The organism is Pseudomonas sp. W2I6 (assembly GCF_030815935.1).
Classification (GTDB): domain Bacteria; phylum Pseudomonadota; class Gammaproteobacteria; order Pseudomonadales; family Pseudomonadaceae; genus Aquipseudomonas.
Genome location: NZ_JAUSXJ010000001.1, coordinates 7,255,217 through 7,273,055, shown reverse-complemented (window position 1 = coordinate 7,273,055; position 17,839 = coordinate 7,255,217). Strand labels below are relative to the sequence as shown.

The following is a 17,839-nucleotide window of genomic DNA, read 5'->3' as shown; positions in this document are numbered from 1 at the left end:
GATTCGCGAAAGAAAAAAATCAAAAACCAGCCTGCATTGTCCGGGATTCATTCAACACGCTCAAGCACGCAGGTTGACCGTAGCCGACGCGCTCGCAACTCCCTATAATGCCGCCCCTATGGCTAAACAAAAGAAACACCCAACAGGGACCATCGCGCAAAATAAAAAGGCGCGACACGATTACTTCATCGAACATCGTTTCGAGGCTGGTCTGGTCCTGGCCGGCTGGGAAGTAAAAAGTCTGCGTGCCAGCAAGCTGCAGCTGGTCGACAGTTATGTGCTGCTCAAAGACGGCGAGGCATGGCTGCTCGGCAGTCATATCACGCCGCTGATGACCGCCAGCACCCACGTGATCGCCGACCCGGTGCGCACGCGCAAGCTGTTGCTCAATGCCCGCGAGCTGGAAAAACTCCACGCCGCCGTGCAGCAAAAGGGCTATGCCTGTGTCTGCCTGTCGTGGTACTGGAGCAAGCACCTGGTCAAGTGCGAGATCGCACTGGGCAAGGGCAAGAAGGAATACGACAAGCGTGATACCGAGCGCGAGCGCGATTCCAACCGGGAATTGCAGCGTGCCGTGCGTAACAAGGGCAAGGAAGACTGACTTTCTTGTGACTTGATGTGGATGACGGAGCCCGCTCCCTCATCCACAGCATTTGCTACATCCCTTTGCGCCGTTCCGCCCGGGCCATGCGCTGAACCTCCTGCCGCACTTCCTCCAGCACTTCCTGCACATACAGCAGGTGACGTGTTGAGACTTCCCGTGCCTGTTCGGCGCGCCCCTCGATAATCGCCAGATACAGGTCCCGGTGCTGATTGATCAGCATGTCGCGGGTCTCCGTACGCTGCTGATACATGCCACCAATATTGGTCACCACATTACGCTTGAGCAGGTCGAACAGGCCGCGAATGGTGTGCAGCAATACCGCGTTATGGCTGGCCTCGGCGATGGCCAGGTGAAACCTCGCATCCGCCGCGCCCTCTTCCGCCCGGCTCACTTCATCCGAGCGCGTGTAGCAATCCTGCAACTCCTCGAACGCTGCCGTTAGCCGCTCGCGGTCCACCTCAGTGGCACGCAACGCTGCGTAATACGCGCACGAGGCCTCCAGGGTCTGGCGAAACTCCAGAAGATCACGCTGAGCCTCCGGATTATTTTCCAGCAGATGCAGCAGCGGATCACTGAAGGTTGAACCCAGCGACTCCACCACATAATTGCCACCACCTTGGCGACTGATCAGCAAACCTTTTGCCACCAGCTTCTGGATCGCCTCACGCAACGACGGCCGCGACACCCCGAACTGCTCGGCCAGTGCGCGCTCGGCCGGCAAGCGCTCGCCCGACTTCAGCGTGCCCTCAAGGATCATGCCCTCAAGCTGCTCGACGATGTCGTCAGACAAACGGCGCTGACGCACCTGATCAAACCCCATAACTCACTCTCCACCATCCCGACCACTCGCCGGGGCCCCTATTCTGGCCTATCGCCGCGTATCCGGCACCTATCAGAACGCCCTCGTTTAAGCCAATCAGCACCCACCAACCCCGACCTACGACCAAAGATTCACAAGCGGCAAATTGACACATCCCCCAGAAGGCTTTTAACCTAGCCAACGGTGATTGTAAATTGGTAATACCAATTACCCAAATCATCCAAGCAGTGCCTGACCAACAACAATTAGGGGCCACCCCATATGCAAACCTGGCAACAGCTCTACAGCCCGCTCGGCAGCCTCGGCCTGTCCGCACTGGCCGCCGTCATTCCCATCGTATTTTTCTTCCTGGCCCTGGCGGTGTTTCGCCTCAAAGGCCACGTTGCGGGCAGCATCACCCTGGCACTGTCGATCCTGGTGGCGATCTTTGCCTTCCAGATGCCGGTTGACATGGCGCTCGCCGCCGCCGGTTATGGCTTCGCCTACGGCCTATGGCCAATCGCCTGGATCATCGTCGCCGCCGTATTCCTGTACAAACTGACGGTCAAGAGCGGCCAGTTCGAAATCATCCGCAGCTCCGTGCTGTCGATTACCGACGACCAGCGCCTGCAAGTGCTGCTGATCGGCTTCTGCTTCGGCGCGTTCCTGGAAGGCGCCGCCGGTTTCGGTGCACCGGTGGCGATTACTGCCGCACTGCTGGTAGGCCTGGGTTTCAATCCGCTGTATGCCGCCGGCCTGTGCCTGATTGCCAACACCGCCCCCGTTGCGTTCGGCGCACTGGGGATTCCGATCATCGTGGCCGGGCAAGTGACCGGGATCGACGCGTTCAAGATCGGCGCCATGGCCGGTCGCCAGCTGCCGCTGCTGTCACTGTTCGTGCCGTTCTGGCTGGTGTTCATGATGGACGGGCTGCGCGGCGTCAAGGAAACCTGGCCTGCCGCGCTGGTTGCGGGCCTGAGCTTCGCCGTTACCCAGTTCTTCACCTCGAACTTCATCGGCCCGGAACTGCCGGACATCACCTCGGCCCTGGCCAGCCTGATTTCCCTGACCCTGTTCCTGAAAGTCTGGCAGCCCAAGCGCAGTGCCGGCGCGCAAATCGTTGGCGCAACGTCCGGCACTGCCGTCACTGCCAGCGCCGGTGGCTTTGGCCTGCCGCGCAACACCCTGGCTTCGCCTTACAGCCTGGGGGAAATTTTCAAGGCCTGGTCGCCGTTCCTGATCCTGACCGTGCTGGTCACCATCTGGACCCTCAAGCCCTTCAAGGCGATGTTCGCCGCCGGCGGCGCGATGTACAGCTCGGTATTCAACTTTGCGATCCCGCACCTGGATCAACTGGTGATCAAGGTTGCGCCCATCGTTGCTACGCCAACGGCCATCCCGGCGGTATTCAAGCTTGATCCGATTTCCGCGACCGGCACGGCGATTTTCTTCTCCGCCCTGGTATCGATGCTGGTGCTGAAGATTGATTTCAAAACTGGTCTGACCACCTTGAAAGAAACCTTTTATGAGCTGCGCTGGCCGATCCTTTCCATCGGCATGGTGCTGGCCTTTGCCTTCGTCACCAACTATTCGGGCATGTCATCAACCATGGCCCTGGTGCTGGCGGCTACCGGCGCGGCATTCCCGTTCTTCTCGCCATTCCTTGGCTGGCTCGGCGTATTCCTGACGGGTTCTGATACTTCATCCAACGCACTGTTCAGCTCGCTGCAAGCCACTACCGCGCACCAGATCGGCGTCAACGACACCTTGCTGGTAGCGGCGAACACCAGCGGCGGCGTGACCGGCAAGATGATCTCGCCGCAGTCGATCGCCGTGGCATGCGCCGCCACTGGCCTGGTGGGCAAGGAATCCGACCTGTTCCGCTTTACCCTCAAGCACAGCCTGTTTTTCGCGACGATCGTCGGGCTGATCACCTTGGCCCAGGCTTACTGGTTCACCGGTATGCTGGTGCACTAAGACCTGCACGCGATAGGGTAAGAACCGACGCCGGGCAGCGATTCCGGCGTCTGCTATTTCTGGAGGACCGATGAGCCTGCCTGCTGCTTTTCTGAGCGACGCCGCACAACTGATCCCGAAAGATCGTCGTTTCGACGATCCACTTTCCACCCTCGCCTTCGGCACCGACGCCAGCTTTTACCGACTGATCCCACAACTGGTGATCCGTGTCGAGTCGGAAGATGAGGTGGTGGCGCTGCTGCAACTGGCCCAACGCGATCGCGTGCCGGTGACCTTTCGTGCGGCGGGCACCAGCCTTTCCGGACAGGCCATCAGCGACTCGGTACTGATCGTGCTGGGGGACAATTGGAACGGGCGCGAGATTCGCGGCCAGGGCACACAAATCCGCTTGCAGCCCGGCGTGATCGGCGCACAGGCTAACGCCTGGCTGGCGCCATTCGGGCGCAAGATCGGCCCGGACCCGGCGTCGATCAATGCCTGCAAGATTGGCGGCATCGTCGCCAACAATGCCAGCGGCATGTGCTGCGGCACGGCCCAGAATACCTACCACACCCTGGCAGGAATTCGCTTGGTGCTGGCCGACGGCAGCCGCCTGGACACGGAAGATCCGGCCAGTGTCGCGGCCTTTCGCCAACGCCATGTCGAGCTGCTTGACCGCCTGGCGGCACTCGGTCGAGAAACCCGGGCAAACGCTGAACTGGCTGCAAAAATCCGCCACAAATACCGTCTGAAAAATACCACCGGGTTGTCACTCAACGCCCTGGTGGATTTCGACGAGCCACTGGATATCCTCAGCCACCTGCTGGTCGGCTCCGAAGGCACCCTGGGCTTTATCAGCGCAGTGACCTACGACACGGTGATCGACCACCCGAACAAAGCCTCGGCCCTGATCGTGTTCCCGGATGTGGAAACCTGCTGCAACGCGGTGACCGTACTCAAAACCCAACCTGTTTCAGCGGTTGAACTGCTGGACCGGCGCAGCATGCGTTCGGTGCAGGACAAACCCGGCATGCCGGCTTTCGTACAGCAGCTATCGGAAAATGCCTGCGCCCTGTTGATCGAATCCCGCGCCGCCTCGCCCTCGCTGCTGCATGAGCAACTGGCGCTGATCATGGCCTCCCTGGCCAGCTTCCCAGTGGAGAAACAAGTCGACTTCACCGAAGACCCGGTGGAAAACGCCCGCCTGTGGGCGATCCGCAAAGACACCTTCCCCGCCGTGGGCGCCGTGCGTAAAACCGGCACCACCGTGATTATCGAAGACGTGACCTTCCCGGTGGAACAACTGGCCATTGGCGTTAATCGCCTGATCGAACTGTTCGACAAACATCACTACGACGAAGCGATCCTTTTCGGACACGCCCTGGAAGGCAATCTGCACTTTGTGTTCACCCAAGGCTTCAACAGCGCGGAAGAAGTCGCACGCTACCAGGCGTTCATGGAAGACGTCGCCCAGTTGGTGGCCGTGGAGTTTGGCGGCTCGCTGAAGGCCGAGCACGGTACCGGTCGCAACATGGCGCCCTTCGTCGAGCTGGAATGGGGCAGCGATGCCTACCAATTGATGTGGCAGCTCAAGCGCCTGCTCGACCCCAACGGCATTCTCAACCCGGACGTGGTGCTCAGCGAAGACCCGCAAATCCACCTCAAGCACCTCAAGCCCCTGCCTGCCGCCGACGAGCTTGTGGATAAGTGCATCGAGTGCGGTTTCTGCGAACCGGTGTGCCCGTCGAAGGGGCTGACCCTGAGCCCGCGCCAGCGCATTGTGATCTGGCGCGATATCCAGGCCAGGAAACGCGCCGGTATCGACACCACTGAACTGGAAGCGGCCTATCAATACCAAGGCATCGACACCTGCGCGGCCACCGGGCTTTGCGCCCAACGCTGCCCGGTAGGCATCAATACCGGCGACTTGGTGAAAAAGCTGCGCAGCCGCGACGCCGACCGTACGAAAACCGCCGAATGGCTGTCGACGCACTTCGCCACCGCCTTGCAAGGCGCGCGCTTCACCCTGCACGTAGCCAACGGTGCGCGCATGCTGCTGGGCGCGCCGCGACTGGCGAAGCTCTCGGCCACGGTGACCCGCCTGTCCAAGGGGCAAATCCCCCAGTGGACCAACGCCATGCCGCAACCGGAAAAGGCCATTCGCTTCAGCCCCGCCGTGAGCGATGAGCGCCCCCGCGTGGTGTACCTCGCCGCCTGCGTATCACGCGCGATGGGCCCGGCAGCCGGCGACCACGAACAGATGTCGCTGTACGACAAAACCCGCGGTCTGCTGGAAAAAGCCGGTTACCAGGTAGTCTTTCCCGACAATCAGGACAACCTCTGCTGCGGGCAGCCTTTCGCATCCAAGGGCTACGCCGAACAAGCCGAACACAAACGCCAGGAACTGATCGGCGCCCTGCTCCACGCCAGCCGTGGCGGCCTCGACCCGATCTACTGCGACACCAGCCCGTGCACCCTGCGCCTGGTCCAGGACCTGGCCGAAACCCGTCTCGACCTCTACGACCCCGTGCGTTTTATCCGCACCCACCTGATGGACCGCCTCGACTTCACCCCCCAGGAAGCCCCGATCGCCGTGCACGTCACCTGCAGCACCCAACACCTGGGAGAGAGCCAGGCGCTGATCGACCTGGCCAGGCAGTGCAGCAAAAACGTGGTGATCCCCGAAGGCATTCATTGCTGCGGGTTTGCCGGCGACAAAGGCTTCACCACGCCAGAGCTGAACGCGCACTCACTGCGCAGCCTGAAGGACGCCGTGCAGTATTGCAGCGAGGGCATCTCCACCAGCCGTACGTGTGAGATTGGTCTGACGCAACACGGTGGAATTGATTACCACGGCCTGGTGTACCTGGTGGATCGAGTAACCCAGGCGCGCGCCCACTAGGGCCGCCCTCTTTGGGTGCAAAACCTAATGATTTCGGGGTTTTTCGACTAATCCAGCGACAAAACAGAACCCCTGCGCGCCGGCGTAGTCATCTGCATAGGCCTCGACAAACGAGGCTTATCAGTGACCTCGCTGGCTGCACGGAAAACCGGCAGCATCGAGCCTATTTGCACAAGGAGATACCCATGAAGCGTTCCGCTCTTGCTGGTTTGTTCATTACCGCTGCGATGCTGGCCTCCCCCGCGTTTGCGGCCGGAACAAAAGACGATCTGTGCCAAATCAACCTGGACAAAATCAACAACGGTAAAGCGTTGCTCGCCACCGACACCAGCGGCAAATCTGGCGAAATCGACACCGCCGTTTCCCAAGCCAAGGCAGCCCATGCGGCAGGCGATGACAAGAAATGCATCGAGATCACCTCCAAGGCCCTGCAAAGCCTGCAAGACACGGACAAAGGCGGCAATCAGTAACTCGCTGATTGCCCGAGGCCAACCTTCGGGTTGGCCTTCTGTGACCGATTGACGTACACTGCACAGGCTTGTCACTCACTAAGAAACAACGAGTTACAAGCACGGGGCCGTTTAGGATTCGACGCCGGTTGCGAAACTTTAGGTGCATGCCGAGTTGGTAACAGAACTCGTAAATCCACTGTTGCAACTTCTTATAGTTGCCAATGACGAAACCTACGGGGAATACGCTCTCGCTGCGTAAGCAGCCTTAGCCCTTCCCTCCTGGTACCTTCGGGTCCAGCAATCATCAGGGGATGTCTGTAAACCCAAAGTGATTGTCATATAGAACAGAATCGCCGTGCAGTACGTTGTGGACGAAGCGGCTAAAACTTACACAACTCGCCCAAAGCACCCTGCCCTTCGGGTCGCTGAGGGTTAACTTAATAGAAACGGCTACGCATGTAGTACCGACAGCGGAGTACTGGCGGACGGGGGTTCAAATCCCCCCGGCTCCACCAAATTATCATCTAAAGACGTCCACGGACGTCTTTTTTTGTGCCTGAAATCCAGTAAACACAGGGACTTAGAGTCTACGAGCGTCCACCAGCATCCGTGACCATCTATGATTTCGTGTATTCCAAGTGGTATTCCAAGCCCTCACCTGCTATTTTTTGGAATACATAAACAGCACTGGAATACACCATGGGGGCCCAAGCCACGCGCCTTTCAGACATAAAAGTCAAAGCCGCGAAGCCAAAGGAAAAGGACTACATACTCACCGACGGCAACGGCCTTCAGATGCGAGTGAGAATCAATGGCTCAAAGCTATGGAATTTCAACTACATCCAACCCGTGACGAAAAAACGGATAAATATGGGATTGGGCACCTTTCCTGAGGTAAGTCTGGCTCAAGCACGCAAGAGAACCGTGGAAGCGAGAGAGCTCGTCGCCCAGGGGTTGGACCCTAAAGAGAAACGCGACGCCGAGCGGCACGCGAAAAAAGCAGCCACGGAACACACTTTCGAAAATATCTCGGCAGCGTGGTTCGAGCTCAAAAAGGATTCAGTTACCCCTGCATACGCCGAGGATATTTGGCGCTCCCTCACGCTGCATGTCTTCCCTGATCTGGCCACCACCCCAATCTCTGCTATCACTGCCCCGAAAGTCATAAATTTGCTGCGCCCCCTCGAGACGAAGGGCAGTCTCGAAACCGTTAAACGTCTAACCCAACGCCTCAATGAGATCATGACCTATGGTGTCAATTCGGGATTGATTCACGCGAATCCGCTCAGTGGAATTCGCTCCGTCTTCAAAAAGCCCAAAAAGAAAAACATGGCGGCCCTTGCGCCCGATGAGCTGAAAGAGCTCATGGTGGCAATTGCCAATGCCAGCATAAAAAGAACTACACGCTGCCTAATTGAGTGGCAACTTCACACCATGACTCGGCCAGCCGAGGCTGCCACTTCCCGCTGGGCTGATATCGACTTCGAAAAGAAGATCTGGACTATACCGGCGGAGCGCATGAAGAAACGTCGGATACACATCATTCCGCTCACGGAGCAGGCTCTGTCGCTCTTGGACGCGATTAAACCCTACAGTGGACACCGGGAGTATGTCTTCCCTGCAGACCGGAACCCTCGCACCCACTGCAACAGCCAGACAGCCAACATGGCGCTGAAGCGCATGGGCTTCGAAGGGCGCCTGGTAAGCCATGGCATGCGCTCAATGGCTAGCACCATCCTCAACGAGCACGGCTGGGATCCTGAGTTGATCGAGGTGGCGCTTGCCCACGTGGACAAGGACGAGGTTCGCAGCGCCTACAATCGGGCGGACTATATCGAACGCAGACGCCCCATGATGACCTGGTGGAGCGAGCATATTCAGGCGGCAGCGACTGGAAACCTTTCCGTGTCGGCAGTACACGAGAGTAGGGACAGAAAAGTTGTTCCGATACGCTGATCTACCGGCCAAGAGCGGCCTGTGGTCGGCGTAATGGCGCTGGCCATGATCAAATGAAGATTCAGCCAAGAGCGGCCATGATCACATATGCCTCCCCAACATCCGAACTAAGCCCATCCGCCCCCCAGCAGGTGATGGAGTGCCGAACGTGAGAAGCTGGACACGATCCATGCGCAATTGGCGGCCGCTTCTTGAGGTTGATGACTAACTGAACTCCCTATCAAAATAAGAGCCACAGCTAGGACAGATCACATTGGTCACCTGATCGGCGACAGTGTTGTGGTACGTCCAAATCGTGCCGTTCTTGAACAGCGGAGCCGCGCAGTCGTAGCAATGGGTTCTGACACTCCACACCCCGCAGCGTTTGCAGTCAAGAAGCCATCTCGTCGCCCCGCTTTGAGTACTCTTTGCCTCGATCGCTACATGGCGTTCGCCGCACCCAAGACAGAAGCTGCGGGATGTCCATGTTTTGTTGCCATAATCATCGTGTTCTTCCTGCGGCTCAGGAAATGAACTCTGGAATACCATCGCCAGCAGGCGTTTGAGGTGCTGGGTCGAGCGCGCCCCGGAAGACGACACTCCCGTCTGTATCCAGCCCTGACGATGGGATTGCGTCCTGCCGTAATCACAATGCGCCCCCCATTCGAGGGGTGACGCCGCGGGACGTGCGGTAAACTCGCAGGGCTGCAGGATGAAAACCCTTCCGCTGTCCACCGCCTTGTCATAGCCTTTCGCCAGGACCAGCTCGTCAAGCATACGGTTCAGCCCATCTCTCTTCCAGTTGCTCCTGAACTTGGCGTCCATCACTATGCCGCCGCGCCGCCCACTTTCGCGATCGAAACGCCTAGATTGTTCCTTGCCCGTATAGATAACCTCTAGAATAAAATCAGGTCGTCGCCCCGTGGACATTTCTGCCTGACAGTTGAGGGTGACTTTCATTTCCAGGTCGTCGCGCGAAAACTCGAACCTGACGTTGCTTGCGCGCTCGAGCGAGGTCGCAACCAGCTTCTCTTCCCAGCCACGTTCGGGCTCGAACCGGAAGTCATGCATCAGCAGCATGAAGATCTTAAGCAGGCACCATTTTTCATAGATGTCACTGGTATGAAGGATCCCTATGCTGCTGATCTCTTCCAGTTTCGACAGATCTAGGCCGCCGCGATTGAAGAGTTCGCGAACCTTATTAAATGCCGACACACAGGCAGCATAATCCGGGTTGGAGACGAACCGCATTCCCAACGGGAAATTCGAACTGCGTGAAATTCCCAGGCAGTCAAAGCCTGCGTCAGTTTCCGTCAACTTTCGCGCCCACCGCCCTATTTCCTCAACTGACAAAGAAATAACTCTCTTCTTTTCCAGAGATTTTTCCGCGCGTCGCTCGCCTATACCCGCCTCGCGATTAAGCTCACGCAGCTCATTACGAGAAAGACGAACAAGCCAGTTGTTTTTTTCCAAGCCTCGTCTCTTTCCAGCCCTTTTCTCAAGCACGTCCGTTTGCGGCAAAACCTCTTGCACCGAGGTGAAGGTGATCTCGCGAAATTGTTGCCCTTTGGACGTATCCCTCACGCGGGAGTCCACGCTCCCTGTGAGCGTAAAGTTTTTGCAGAAGTGATGTGCTCCGAGAATTAGCTCGAACAAATCCTTAGGCAGCACAACCACTCTGTAGTCGACAGGGCTGGCTACATTGCTCGCCATGGCATCCTGTGGCGTGTAATAAAAAGCAAAGTGATCAAAATACCTTTTGCCCAAATGAATCGGAAATCGACCAACTAGATCAGCCTCATGTCCCGACCGGCTCTTGAAGTCCGCAAGCGCATCCAGCTTGCGCTTGATCTCTTCCGTCTGCTGATCGAACACCTCGGGCTCAACAGGACGCATCTCCATTTCACGATCGCGACGGGCGCGCTCACTCTCCTGTGAAGCTAGCCTGTCAAGAAAGCTAGACTGCAGCGAGGCTGCCGAAACATAGGCATCAGCCACTTTGAGGGAAACCGCCAATACATGTCGTAGATAGCGGTTCTCGGCGGTGTCCGCCGACTCATTGAAGACCCGACCCGTGAGCTGGCGGGCTGTTGGATTACGCGCATACTCGCGAAAGGTCACCGTGTTTGGACGCAACTTCGCAAGAGGCTGCTGCGCCTGTCCCTCCCGGATGTTGACAGCTGGAGATGCCAGCACCCTGTGCGACGCAGTATGTAACTCTTTTAGCGCATCAGCGAACTCGGTCCCAGCTCCGGCACCTTTGCCCGTTGCTGTGGCTCCGGCGGAATCGTTCATGATCATCCAGAGAAGATCGCCCCGAAAGTCATCTATATATGCCTGGATGTCGGCGCGACCGAAGGTCGAAAGACGATTTTCAACCCGCAGCGTTAACTCGCCTATCCGGATGTTGTAGACGCCTGCACTCCGTTGAAGCTCGCTCAGATGACGCTTGCCGGCATGATCCCAACCATCATTTCGCAACCACCAGAATCCACCGCCCCGTGGATCTGCAACCTGCAACATAGGAGTTTCCTGCCCCAGCGCCGTCACGAAAACAGGCATCACTTCTTCAAACCCGGGCCCGACGCGAATACCGAGCCACGGTTGAAAATCGTTGAAGATCACGCTCTCAACAACAAACTCACCATCAGTGCGAGACTCTATCTCCAGCGAAACCGGCGCAACCTCTATTGCCCGGGCGACGCCTTCCGACTGCCAGTCAATCGTCAGATAGCGGGCTTCGATTTCCGGAGGCATTACCGAGTCCAGAAGTTGGCGATGCCGTTATTGCCTTCTGCGCGAGCGATCAACTCATCCAAAGACTCAACAGCAGACTCGGTCACCTGGCTCAGGTCAAGACCAATTAAAGGCTTGTGCCAGTGAATCCCTGAGGCCGATCAGCACATCCCGTCGCTTCTGCCCATTGTTCGAAACCTTCTCTAAATCGAGGATGATTTTGGGAAGAATCTTGTGTACCGCGACGTTATTCAAAGCAGCTAAATCTCCAATCTCGGCTTCCTCCCCCCTACGGATGTAGTTGAGCGATTGCCGGATTGCCCGCAGGCCGAACTCAATGCCCAGCGGATCGAGATAGTCCCGCGCCAGACCTACCAACAGCTTAACCTTCGGGTCGGTCTGATCGAAGGTCGGATACTCGGCGCGGAAACCGATATCAGCGACCAGAATGTTCATCGGTAGATCCAAGTCTAGGTCGAATTTCTCCAGCTCGCCCTCAACCTCATCCCAGTCCATTAACACGGGATTGCGGAACCGCATGACGTGCGCACGGTCAAGAATTTTTGGTGAGAGATAGTGCGTGGTCTCGTCCACGTTGATCGCCCCGATGATCCAGACGTTAGGTGGAAACCGGAATCCGGCGGGAACGTCGATCAGTCCCGAGAGCGAACGCCTGATCTTCGAGTGGTGATTGAGTAAAGTGTCAGCGTCTTGGAAGCCCGCTAGCCTGCGAAGCTCGAGGTTGGCCTGATCATTCATTAGAATATCGCTGAACGAGGCGTCGCCCGGCAGGCCTGCACGCTTCCTGGCCTCTTCCTCAAGCGCTAAGAAAATTTTGTTATCGATTACGGCCTGACGCTCCTCCGCCGATGAGTACAGGTGGATCCAGGGAGCCTCGCCTCGAGTTTCAAGCAAACTCAGGAAGTCGGCAAAGTAGTACTCCACGCGGGCGAGGTTCATTTCGTCGAGACAGATGAAGTGCGGAATTTCTGGCTCGCGCGCGGCATCAAGCAGTGCCAGCAGAAATTGCGTCGGGTGGTAGCGCCGCTCAATTGGGTTGTAGTAACCCAGCAGGTCGTCCGAGCCGGTCCAGTTGGGTTTTACCGGCACAATTGTGCAGCGCCCCCCAACAGCGGAGGCGACAGACTTCACCAAGTTGGTCTTGCCGGATCCCGAATCCCCGGCGAGCACGATCAAGTCGTTGGTGCGTAACAGGGTGATGAAGTCGAGCAATTGCGCGCGGGTGTAGAGGATACCCTTACGCCAAAGAAACGCCTGGATGTACGAAGCCAGTCGTTGGAGGTTTCCGGCAAGCGCCTCTCGAAAGCGATGCCCTTCTCGGGTATCAGGCGCCCCTATAAGGGGAAAAACTTTCTCCAGATCAGCCCTGTCGATGAGATTGAGCGCGACCATGCGCTCACTCCTATCCTGGAGAAAAGCTTCCAGCTCTCGAAACCTAGTTTCCAATGTATTTTTCCTCTGCACGAACTCTGTGTCGAGAGCCGCGATACGATCCATTCGCTGATCGACTTCCAGCCCGATTCGCCCATACTCATCGTCGAGCAATTTCTTATTCTGAGCAGCGACTTCGAGAGCTAATTGTGCAGCGAGCAATTTATCTCCAGCTTCAGAAGTCTCACGTTGCACCCGGTCCTCTATAGCCTCACGCACCTTTGTCACTACTAGCGGCATCGCTTCTGATTGGATGTTTTTGATACTCCACCAACTTTCAGGGATGTGGCTTAGTGGTTCTAGCGTTTCAGGATGAACCATGCAGCCAAACGGGTCGCCGCGTTTTTTTCGTTCATCCAAGGGTGACAGATCCAACTCCGCGGACGCGAAGCTCTCAATTCGCCCAAGTTTCTGGATTCTGCTGAGTTCGGAGGGCGGCACAAATACTGATTGGCGCACGCTGGCGTTTTTTAGTGGTGGGGGCAGCCTGATGCCTGTTTCGGCATGATGCAGATCTACGAGAAACCCGAAGGTTTTCCCTTCGGCCAGCTGTAACCGGCCAATGACTCTTAAGTGTAAGGGATCACGCTGGCCCCATACTTGAGCAAGATAGTACCGTAGGTCCTCCTCCGACCACCCGAGCGATGGTAACTCCTCGGCATAACCTTCCCCGCTCGCAGCGCTGACACCATCCTGTTGCATTGAATCGGTTGTCACATGTTCACCTAAGACCAAACACTCATTTGGATCTGGATACCCTCGTCGATCTGACGCGTGTTTTCAACTAATTGCGGCTTGGAATACCAATCAAAAAAAACTCAGACCTATATCACCTCTGTGAACGCCCACCGTATTAACTGCGGTAGGGATTTGGCGTGCCTGCTTTTTGGCTAGTACGCTCATCACTTGAGAGGATTTACGTATGTATGCCCCTTGCCCTAGCTGCAATTCTGGACGTGTCGCAAAGAAAAATATCGGTAAGCAAACGGGTGGGTTGATTGGCGCTGCAGGAGGTGCAGTCAGTGGGGCCGCCGGAGCCCTGTCGGGAGCGGAAGCCGGTGCAGTACTCGGCATAGTCGGCGGGCCTGTTGGGATTGCTGTGGGTAGTATCGCTGGCGCCATACTCGGAGGGTTGTTTGGTGGTGCTGCCGGCGGGATCGCTGGGGCCACACTGGGTGAACAGATTGATGAGAAGGTGCTGGATAACTATCAGTGCCTGGAATGCGGTTACAGCTTCAGCATCAACCGTTAGTTCGTTGTTTGTTGAAGCCACGCTCTTTTCCATTCATTTCGCAGGAGTCATTCCCATGGCACACCTCATCGAACAAATGGCTTACGTTGGTGATACTCCCTGGCATGGCCTGGGCAGTCGCCTATCGCCCCAACAACCGCTCGAAGTCTGGCAGCGCGAAGCGGGCATGGACTGGAAGATCCAGGACAGCCCGGTGCATTTCAAGTCCGACAGCATCGGTGTTCTGGGCTCAATTCACTCTTTCCCTGAACAGAAGGTGCTGTATCGCTCCGACACCAAGGCCCCCTTGTCAGTGGTCTCCAACCGGTACCAGGTGGTGCAGCCCCGTGAAGTGTTGGAGTTCTATCGCGATCTGACTGAGGTCTCGGGCTACGAGCTGGAAACCGCCGGAGTGCTCAAAGGCGGTCGCAAGTTCTGGGCTCTGGCCCGTACTGGGCAAGGCACGGCGTTGAAGGGCAACGACCAGGTGAATGGCTACCTGCTGCTGGCCACCTCCTGTGATGGCACCTTGGCCACCACCGCAACCCCCACCACCGTACGTGTGGTCTGCAATAACACGCTGACCATCGCCCTGGATGGCACCACCCGCGTGATCAAGGTGCCACATAACACCCGCTTCGATCCGCAGGCAGTGAAAAAGCAGTTGGGCATCGCCGTCTCCCAGTGGGACGAGTTTATGTACCGCATGCGAGCACTGGCTGAACGCAAGGTGCAGTGGCATGAAGCGATGGGCTTTTTCATGAACGTGCTGTGTGACGTAACCCCCAATAGCAAACTACCCGAAGTCCTGCCGAACGAGCGCGCACTGCGCAAAGTCCAAGGGCTGTACGAAGGCGAGGGTCGGGGAGCAACGCTTGAATCAGCCCAAGGAACTGCGTGGGGCTTGCTCAACGCCGTGACCGAGTATGTCGATCACGAGCGACGCGCCAGGAGTGCTGAATACCGCATGGACTCGGCCTGGTTTGGCCAAGGCGCTGTGATCAAACAACGCGCCTTGCAGGCCGCACTTGAGCTCGCCGCCTAGCTCCACTCACTTACTCAACTATTAAAACGCCTGGTCAGCTTCTGCTGGCCGGGCGTTTTTTATGCCGCACAGGAAAACATCATGGGCACGCAAACTCTGCAACAAACCAGGAGCAAACTACGGCCTGCGCTGCGCCTAGTGGGCACCAAACAATTGCCGCGAGAGGAATGGTTGGCCGTACGCAAACAAGGCATCGGCAGTTCGGATGCCGCCGCAGCCGTGGGCCTGAACCCGTACAAATCCCAGCTGGAGCTGTGGCTGGAAAAAACCGGCCGTGACACCTCACTGCCCAAGCTCGATCCGCAGGATGAGGAAAGTCCGGCTTATTGGGGCAATATCCTTGAGCCGATTGTCGCAACACATTACACCCGGCGCAGTGGTCATCGGGTCCGCCGGGTCAATGCGGTGCTGCAGCATCCTGATCCCAAACTGGCCTGGATGCTGGCCAACATCGACCGCGAGGTCATCGGTGCGCCAGAGGTACAGATCCTTGAATGTAAAACTGCTGGCATAAACGGCGCACGCCTCTGGAAAGAGGCCGTGCCGGAGTATGTTCAGTTGCAAGTGATGCACCAACTGGCCGTGACTGGCAAGCAGGCAGCCGATGTGGCAGTGCTGCTGGGTGGCCAGCACCTGGAGATCCATCGCATCGAACGGGACGAGTCGCTGATTGCTCGGCTGATCGACCTGGAGCAGTTGTTCTGGGATTACGTGGTCAGTGATACCCCACCTCCGGCAGACGGATCGGCCTCGGCGGAGCAGGCGTTGCGCTGCCTGTATCCACAGGACAGTGGGCAAAGCCTGGACTTCAGCCAGGACGCGCTGCTCTGTACGACCTTTACCGAACTGCAGAGAGTGCGAGGATCGATTGTTCTGCAGGAGAAGCAGGAAGCTCAGCTCAAGCAAACGTTGCAACAGGCCATGGGTGATGCCAGTCAAGCTACCTTCGCAACCGGCAGCATCACGTGGAGGAAAGCCAAAGACAGCGTGGCACTGGATATCCCCCGCCTGCTGAAAGAAAAGCCCTACCTACAAGTGCGCTACTCGACCACAAAAACCGGCTGTCGGCGTTTTCTACTGGCCTGAACGCTCGTTCGCGCTTCCCTTATTCCCATGCCCTTTCTCTCCAACGCCACCCTGGCCGTTTATGCGGTCTCGGTGGCGTTTTTATTTCAGATACAGGAGAACTCCCATGCTCAAAGGTTTAGCCATCACTCCGCCGATTTTGGGCCGAATATCCATTGGCAAGCTCGTCGAAAAGAACGGAAAGCGTCTACCGGAAAAGGACGATCAATTCACCCTTACCTCCCAAGTACAGAGCCGTGACGGCTGGCTGCTGCACCCCCTCAATGAGGAGCTGCGTAATGGCCAGGACGGCAAACTGCGCAGCATTCCAATCCGGCTGCTGTTCAACGAGCCTGACCTGAACTTTCGGGCTGACTACAGCCTGTTCGACCGTACCACTGGCCGACCTTTATGCGTCGGCAACGGCCTGACCTGCAAGCGTTTGACCGAGGACGGCATTCAGGCATTGCCCTGCCCTTCTCCGGATGGATGCTCACTGGCGCAAGGCGGAGCCTGCAAGCCTTACGGCCGGCTCAACGTGGTGATTGGCGATGACGATCCGCTGGGCAGTTTTGTCTTTCGCACCACAGGCTACAACAGCATCCGCACTCTGGCAGCGCGTCTGCATTACCTGCAAGCCATCTCCGGTGATCGCCTCGCCTGTCTGCCGCTGGAGTTGCGTTTACGCGGTAAATCCACCCGGCAAAGCCATGGCACGCCGATCTTCTACGTGGACATTACGGTACGCAATGGACTGACCCTAGAAGACGCCTTACTGGCAGCCAAGCAATTGGAGGAAACCCGGCAAGCCGCGGGCTTTGACCAGAGCGCCTTGGATCACGCGGCCCGGCAAGGCTTTAACAATGGGGCATTTGAAGACAGCGAGGAGGACACCGGCGCCATCGTCGAAGAGTTCTTCCCCGCCATTGAAGATCAGCCCAGCGATGTAGAGCCAAAAGCCCAACCGGCAGCGCCTGCCAAACCCTCACTCGGTCAAAAGTTGGAGTCGCAAGCCACGCGGCACAACGGCAAGCCCAACGTCCAGTAACAGGGTTTCTCAGATCCCTCCGTTTTCTCACGCATTCGTACAGGAAGACCCACATGAAATATCACAAGCTCAGAGCCGGTGAAGATACCGGTACCTATCTTATGGAAGCCCCGGTCACCGAAGCTGACATCCTGCGTATGGCTCAACAACTGGCAATGAGTCGTCTGTCTAAAGGCCGGGCATTGACTGAGCCGAAGCAGGTCTTCAGCCACCTGCAAACACTGCTGCAGTACCATGAGCACGAAGTCTTTGCTCTTCTGCTGCTCGACACCAAGCACCGGATTATCGGATTTCAGGAGCTGTTTCGCGGCACGCTGGACGGGGCCAGCGTTTACCCAAGGGAAGTGGTCAAGATCGCTCTAGAGCACAACGCAGCAGCCGTGATACTGGTGCATAACCATCCTTCTGGAGATCCCGAACCCAGCCAGGCCGATCGCACGCTGACCACCACCCTCAAGAACGCACTCAACATGATTGGCACCCAGACGCTGGATCATATCGTTGTAGGCCACGAAGGCTGCGTATCTTTGGCTGAACGAGGTTACCTATAACGCCTAGGCTCACACCGCCCGATAGACTGCCCTTGGCTGATGCTAGGGCGGTCATCGGCAGGG

13 protein-coding genes and 1 other RNA gene are annotated in these 17,839 nt (G+C 57.4%); 11 read left to right on the top strand and 3 right to left on the bottom strand.

Going from position 1 to position 17,839, the window contains the following annotated elements:
* The first annotated feature begins 118 nt into the window (after nucleotides 1–118).
* Nucleotides 119–601, top strand: a complete 483-nt coding sequence (smpB, locus tag QF039_RS33335) for an SsrA-binding protein SmpB (RefSeq protein WP_003212238.1) — start codon at nucleotides 119–121, stop codon at nucleotides 599–601.
* 55 nt (nucleotides 602–656) lie between these two features.
* On the opposite strand, the gene QF039_RS33330 is transcribed toward smpB, so the two are convergent.
* A complete protein-coding gene (locus QF039_RS33330) occupies nucleotides 657–1,424 on the bottom strand; it encodes an FCD domain-containing protein (RefSeq protein ID WP_003212240.1) in 768 nt (255 codons plus the stop codon).
* Nucleotides 1,425–1,685: 261 nt separating this feature from the next.
* On the opposite strand from QF039_RS33330, the gene QF039_RS33325 reads away from it, so the two are divergent.
* The 5 genes from QF039_RS33325 (at nucleotide 1,686) to QF039_RS33305 (ending at nucleotide 8,669) form a co-directional block, all read left to right on the top strand.
* Nucleotides 1,686–3,380, top strand: coding sequence for a lactate permease LctP family transporter (locus QF039_RS33325; RefSeq protein WP_134325713.1), 1,695 nt, complete (start codon nucleotides 1,686–1,688; stop codon nucleotides 3,378–3,380).
* Between the two features lie 70 nt (nucleotides 3,381–3,450).
* Complete coding sequence (locus tag QF039_RS33320) at nucleotides 3,451–6,261, top strand: FAD-binding and (Fe-S)-binding domain-containing protein (protein WP_307522818.1); 2,811 nt, start codon at nucleotides 3,451–3,453, stop codon at nucleotides 6,259–6,261.
* 185 nt (nucleotides 6,262–6,446) lie between these two features.
* On the top strand, nucleotides 6,447–6,731 hold the full coding sequence (locus QF039_RS33315) for a hypothetical protein (protein WP_003212250.1): 285 nt from the start codon (nucleotides 6,447–6,449) through the stop codon (nucleotides 6,729–6,731).
* A gap of 103 nt (nucleotides 6,732–6,834) precedes the next feature.
* Nucleotides 6,835–7,228, top strand: a transfer-messenger RNA (tmRNA) gene (ssrA, locus tag QF039_RS33310).
* Between the two features lie 184 nt (nucleotides 7,229–7,412).
* The gene (locus QF039_RS33305; RefSeq protein WP_307522815.1) at nucleotides 7,413–8,669 is read left to right on the top strand and encodes an integrase domain-containing protein; all 1,257 of its coding nucleotides are present in this window, start codon (nucleotides 7,413–7,415) and stop codon (nucleotides 8,667–8,669) included.
* Nucleotides 8,670–8,873: 204 nt separating this feature from the next.
* On the opposite strand, the gene QF039_RS33300 is transcribed toward QF039_RS33305, so the two are convergent.
* Both QF039_RS33300 and QF039_RS33295 read right to left on the bottom strand, forming a co-directional pair.
* Entirely contained in the window at nucleotides 8,874–11,405 is a 2,532-nt protein-coding gene (locus QF039_RS33300) for a hypothetical protein (protein WP_307522813.1), read from the bottom strand.
* Between the two features lie 96 nt (nucleotides 11,406–11,501).
* Nucleotides 11,502–13,553, bottom strand: coding sequence for an McrB family protein (locus QF039_RS33295; protein WP_307522811.1), 2,052 nt, complete (start codon nucleotides 13,551–13,553; stop codon nucleotides 11,502–11,504).
* Between the two features lie 205 nt (nucleotides 13,554–13,758).
* On the opposite strand from QF039_RS33295, the gene QF039_RS33290 reads away from it, so the two are divergent.
* The 5 genes from QF039_RS33290 to radC all read left to right on the top strand — a co-directional run bounded on the left by QF039_RS33290 (nucleotide 13,759) and on the right by radC (nucleotide 17,776).
* On the top strand, nucleotides 13,759–14,088 hold the full coding sequence (locus QF039_RS33290; protein ID WP_275965712.1) for a hypothetical protein: 330 nt from the start codon (nucleotides 13,759–13,761) through the stop codon (nucleotides 14,086–14,088).
* Nucleotides 14,089–14,143: 55 nt separating this feature from the next.
* Nucleotides 14,144–15,112 carry a DUF932 domain-containing protein gene (locus tag QF039_RS33285; protein ID WP_307522808.1) on the top strand — a complete coding sequence of 323 codons (969 nt, stop codon included), beginning with the start codon at nucleotides 14,144–14,146 and terminating at the stop codon, nucleotides 15,110–15,112.
* A gap of 81 nt (nucleotides 15,113–15,193) precedes the next feature.
* The gene (locus tag QF039_RS33280; RefSeq protein WP_307522805.1) at nucleotides 15,194–16,198 is read left to right on the top strand and encodes a YqaJ viral recombinase family protein; all 1,005 of its coding nucleotides are present in this window, start codon (nucleotides 15,194–15,196) and stop codon (nucleotides 16,196–16,198) included.
* Between the two features lie 106 nt (nucleotides 16,199–16,304).
* Nucleotides 16,305–17,225, top strand: a complete 921-nt coding sequence (locus QF039_RS33275; protein WP_307522803.1) for a hydrolase or metal-binding protein — start codon at nucleotides 16,305–16,307, stop codon at nucleotides 17,223–17,225.
* A 53-nt stretch (nucleotides 17,226–17,278) separates the two neighbouring features.
* The gene (radC, locus tag QF039_RS33270; protein WP_010463576.1) at nucleotides 17,279–17,776 is read left to right on the top strand and encodes a DNA repair protein RadC; all 498 of its coding nucleotides are present in this window, start codon (nucleotides 17,279–17,281) and stop codon (nucleotides 17,774–17,776) included.
* Nucleotides 17,777–17,839: the final 63 nt, after the last annotated feature.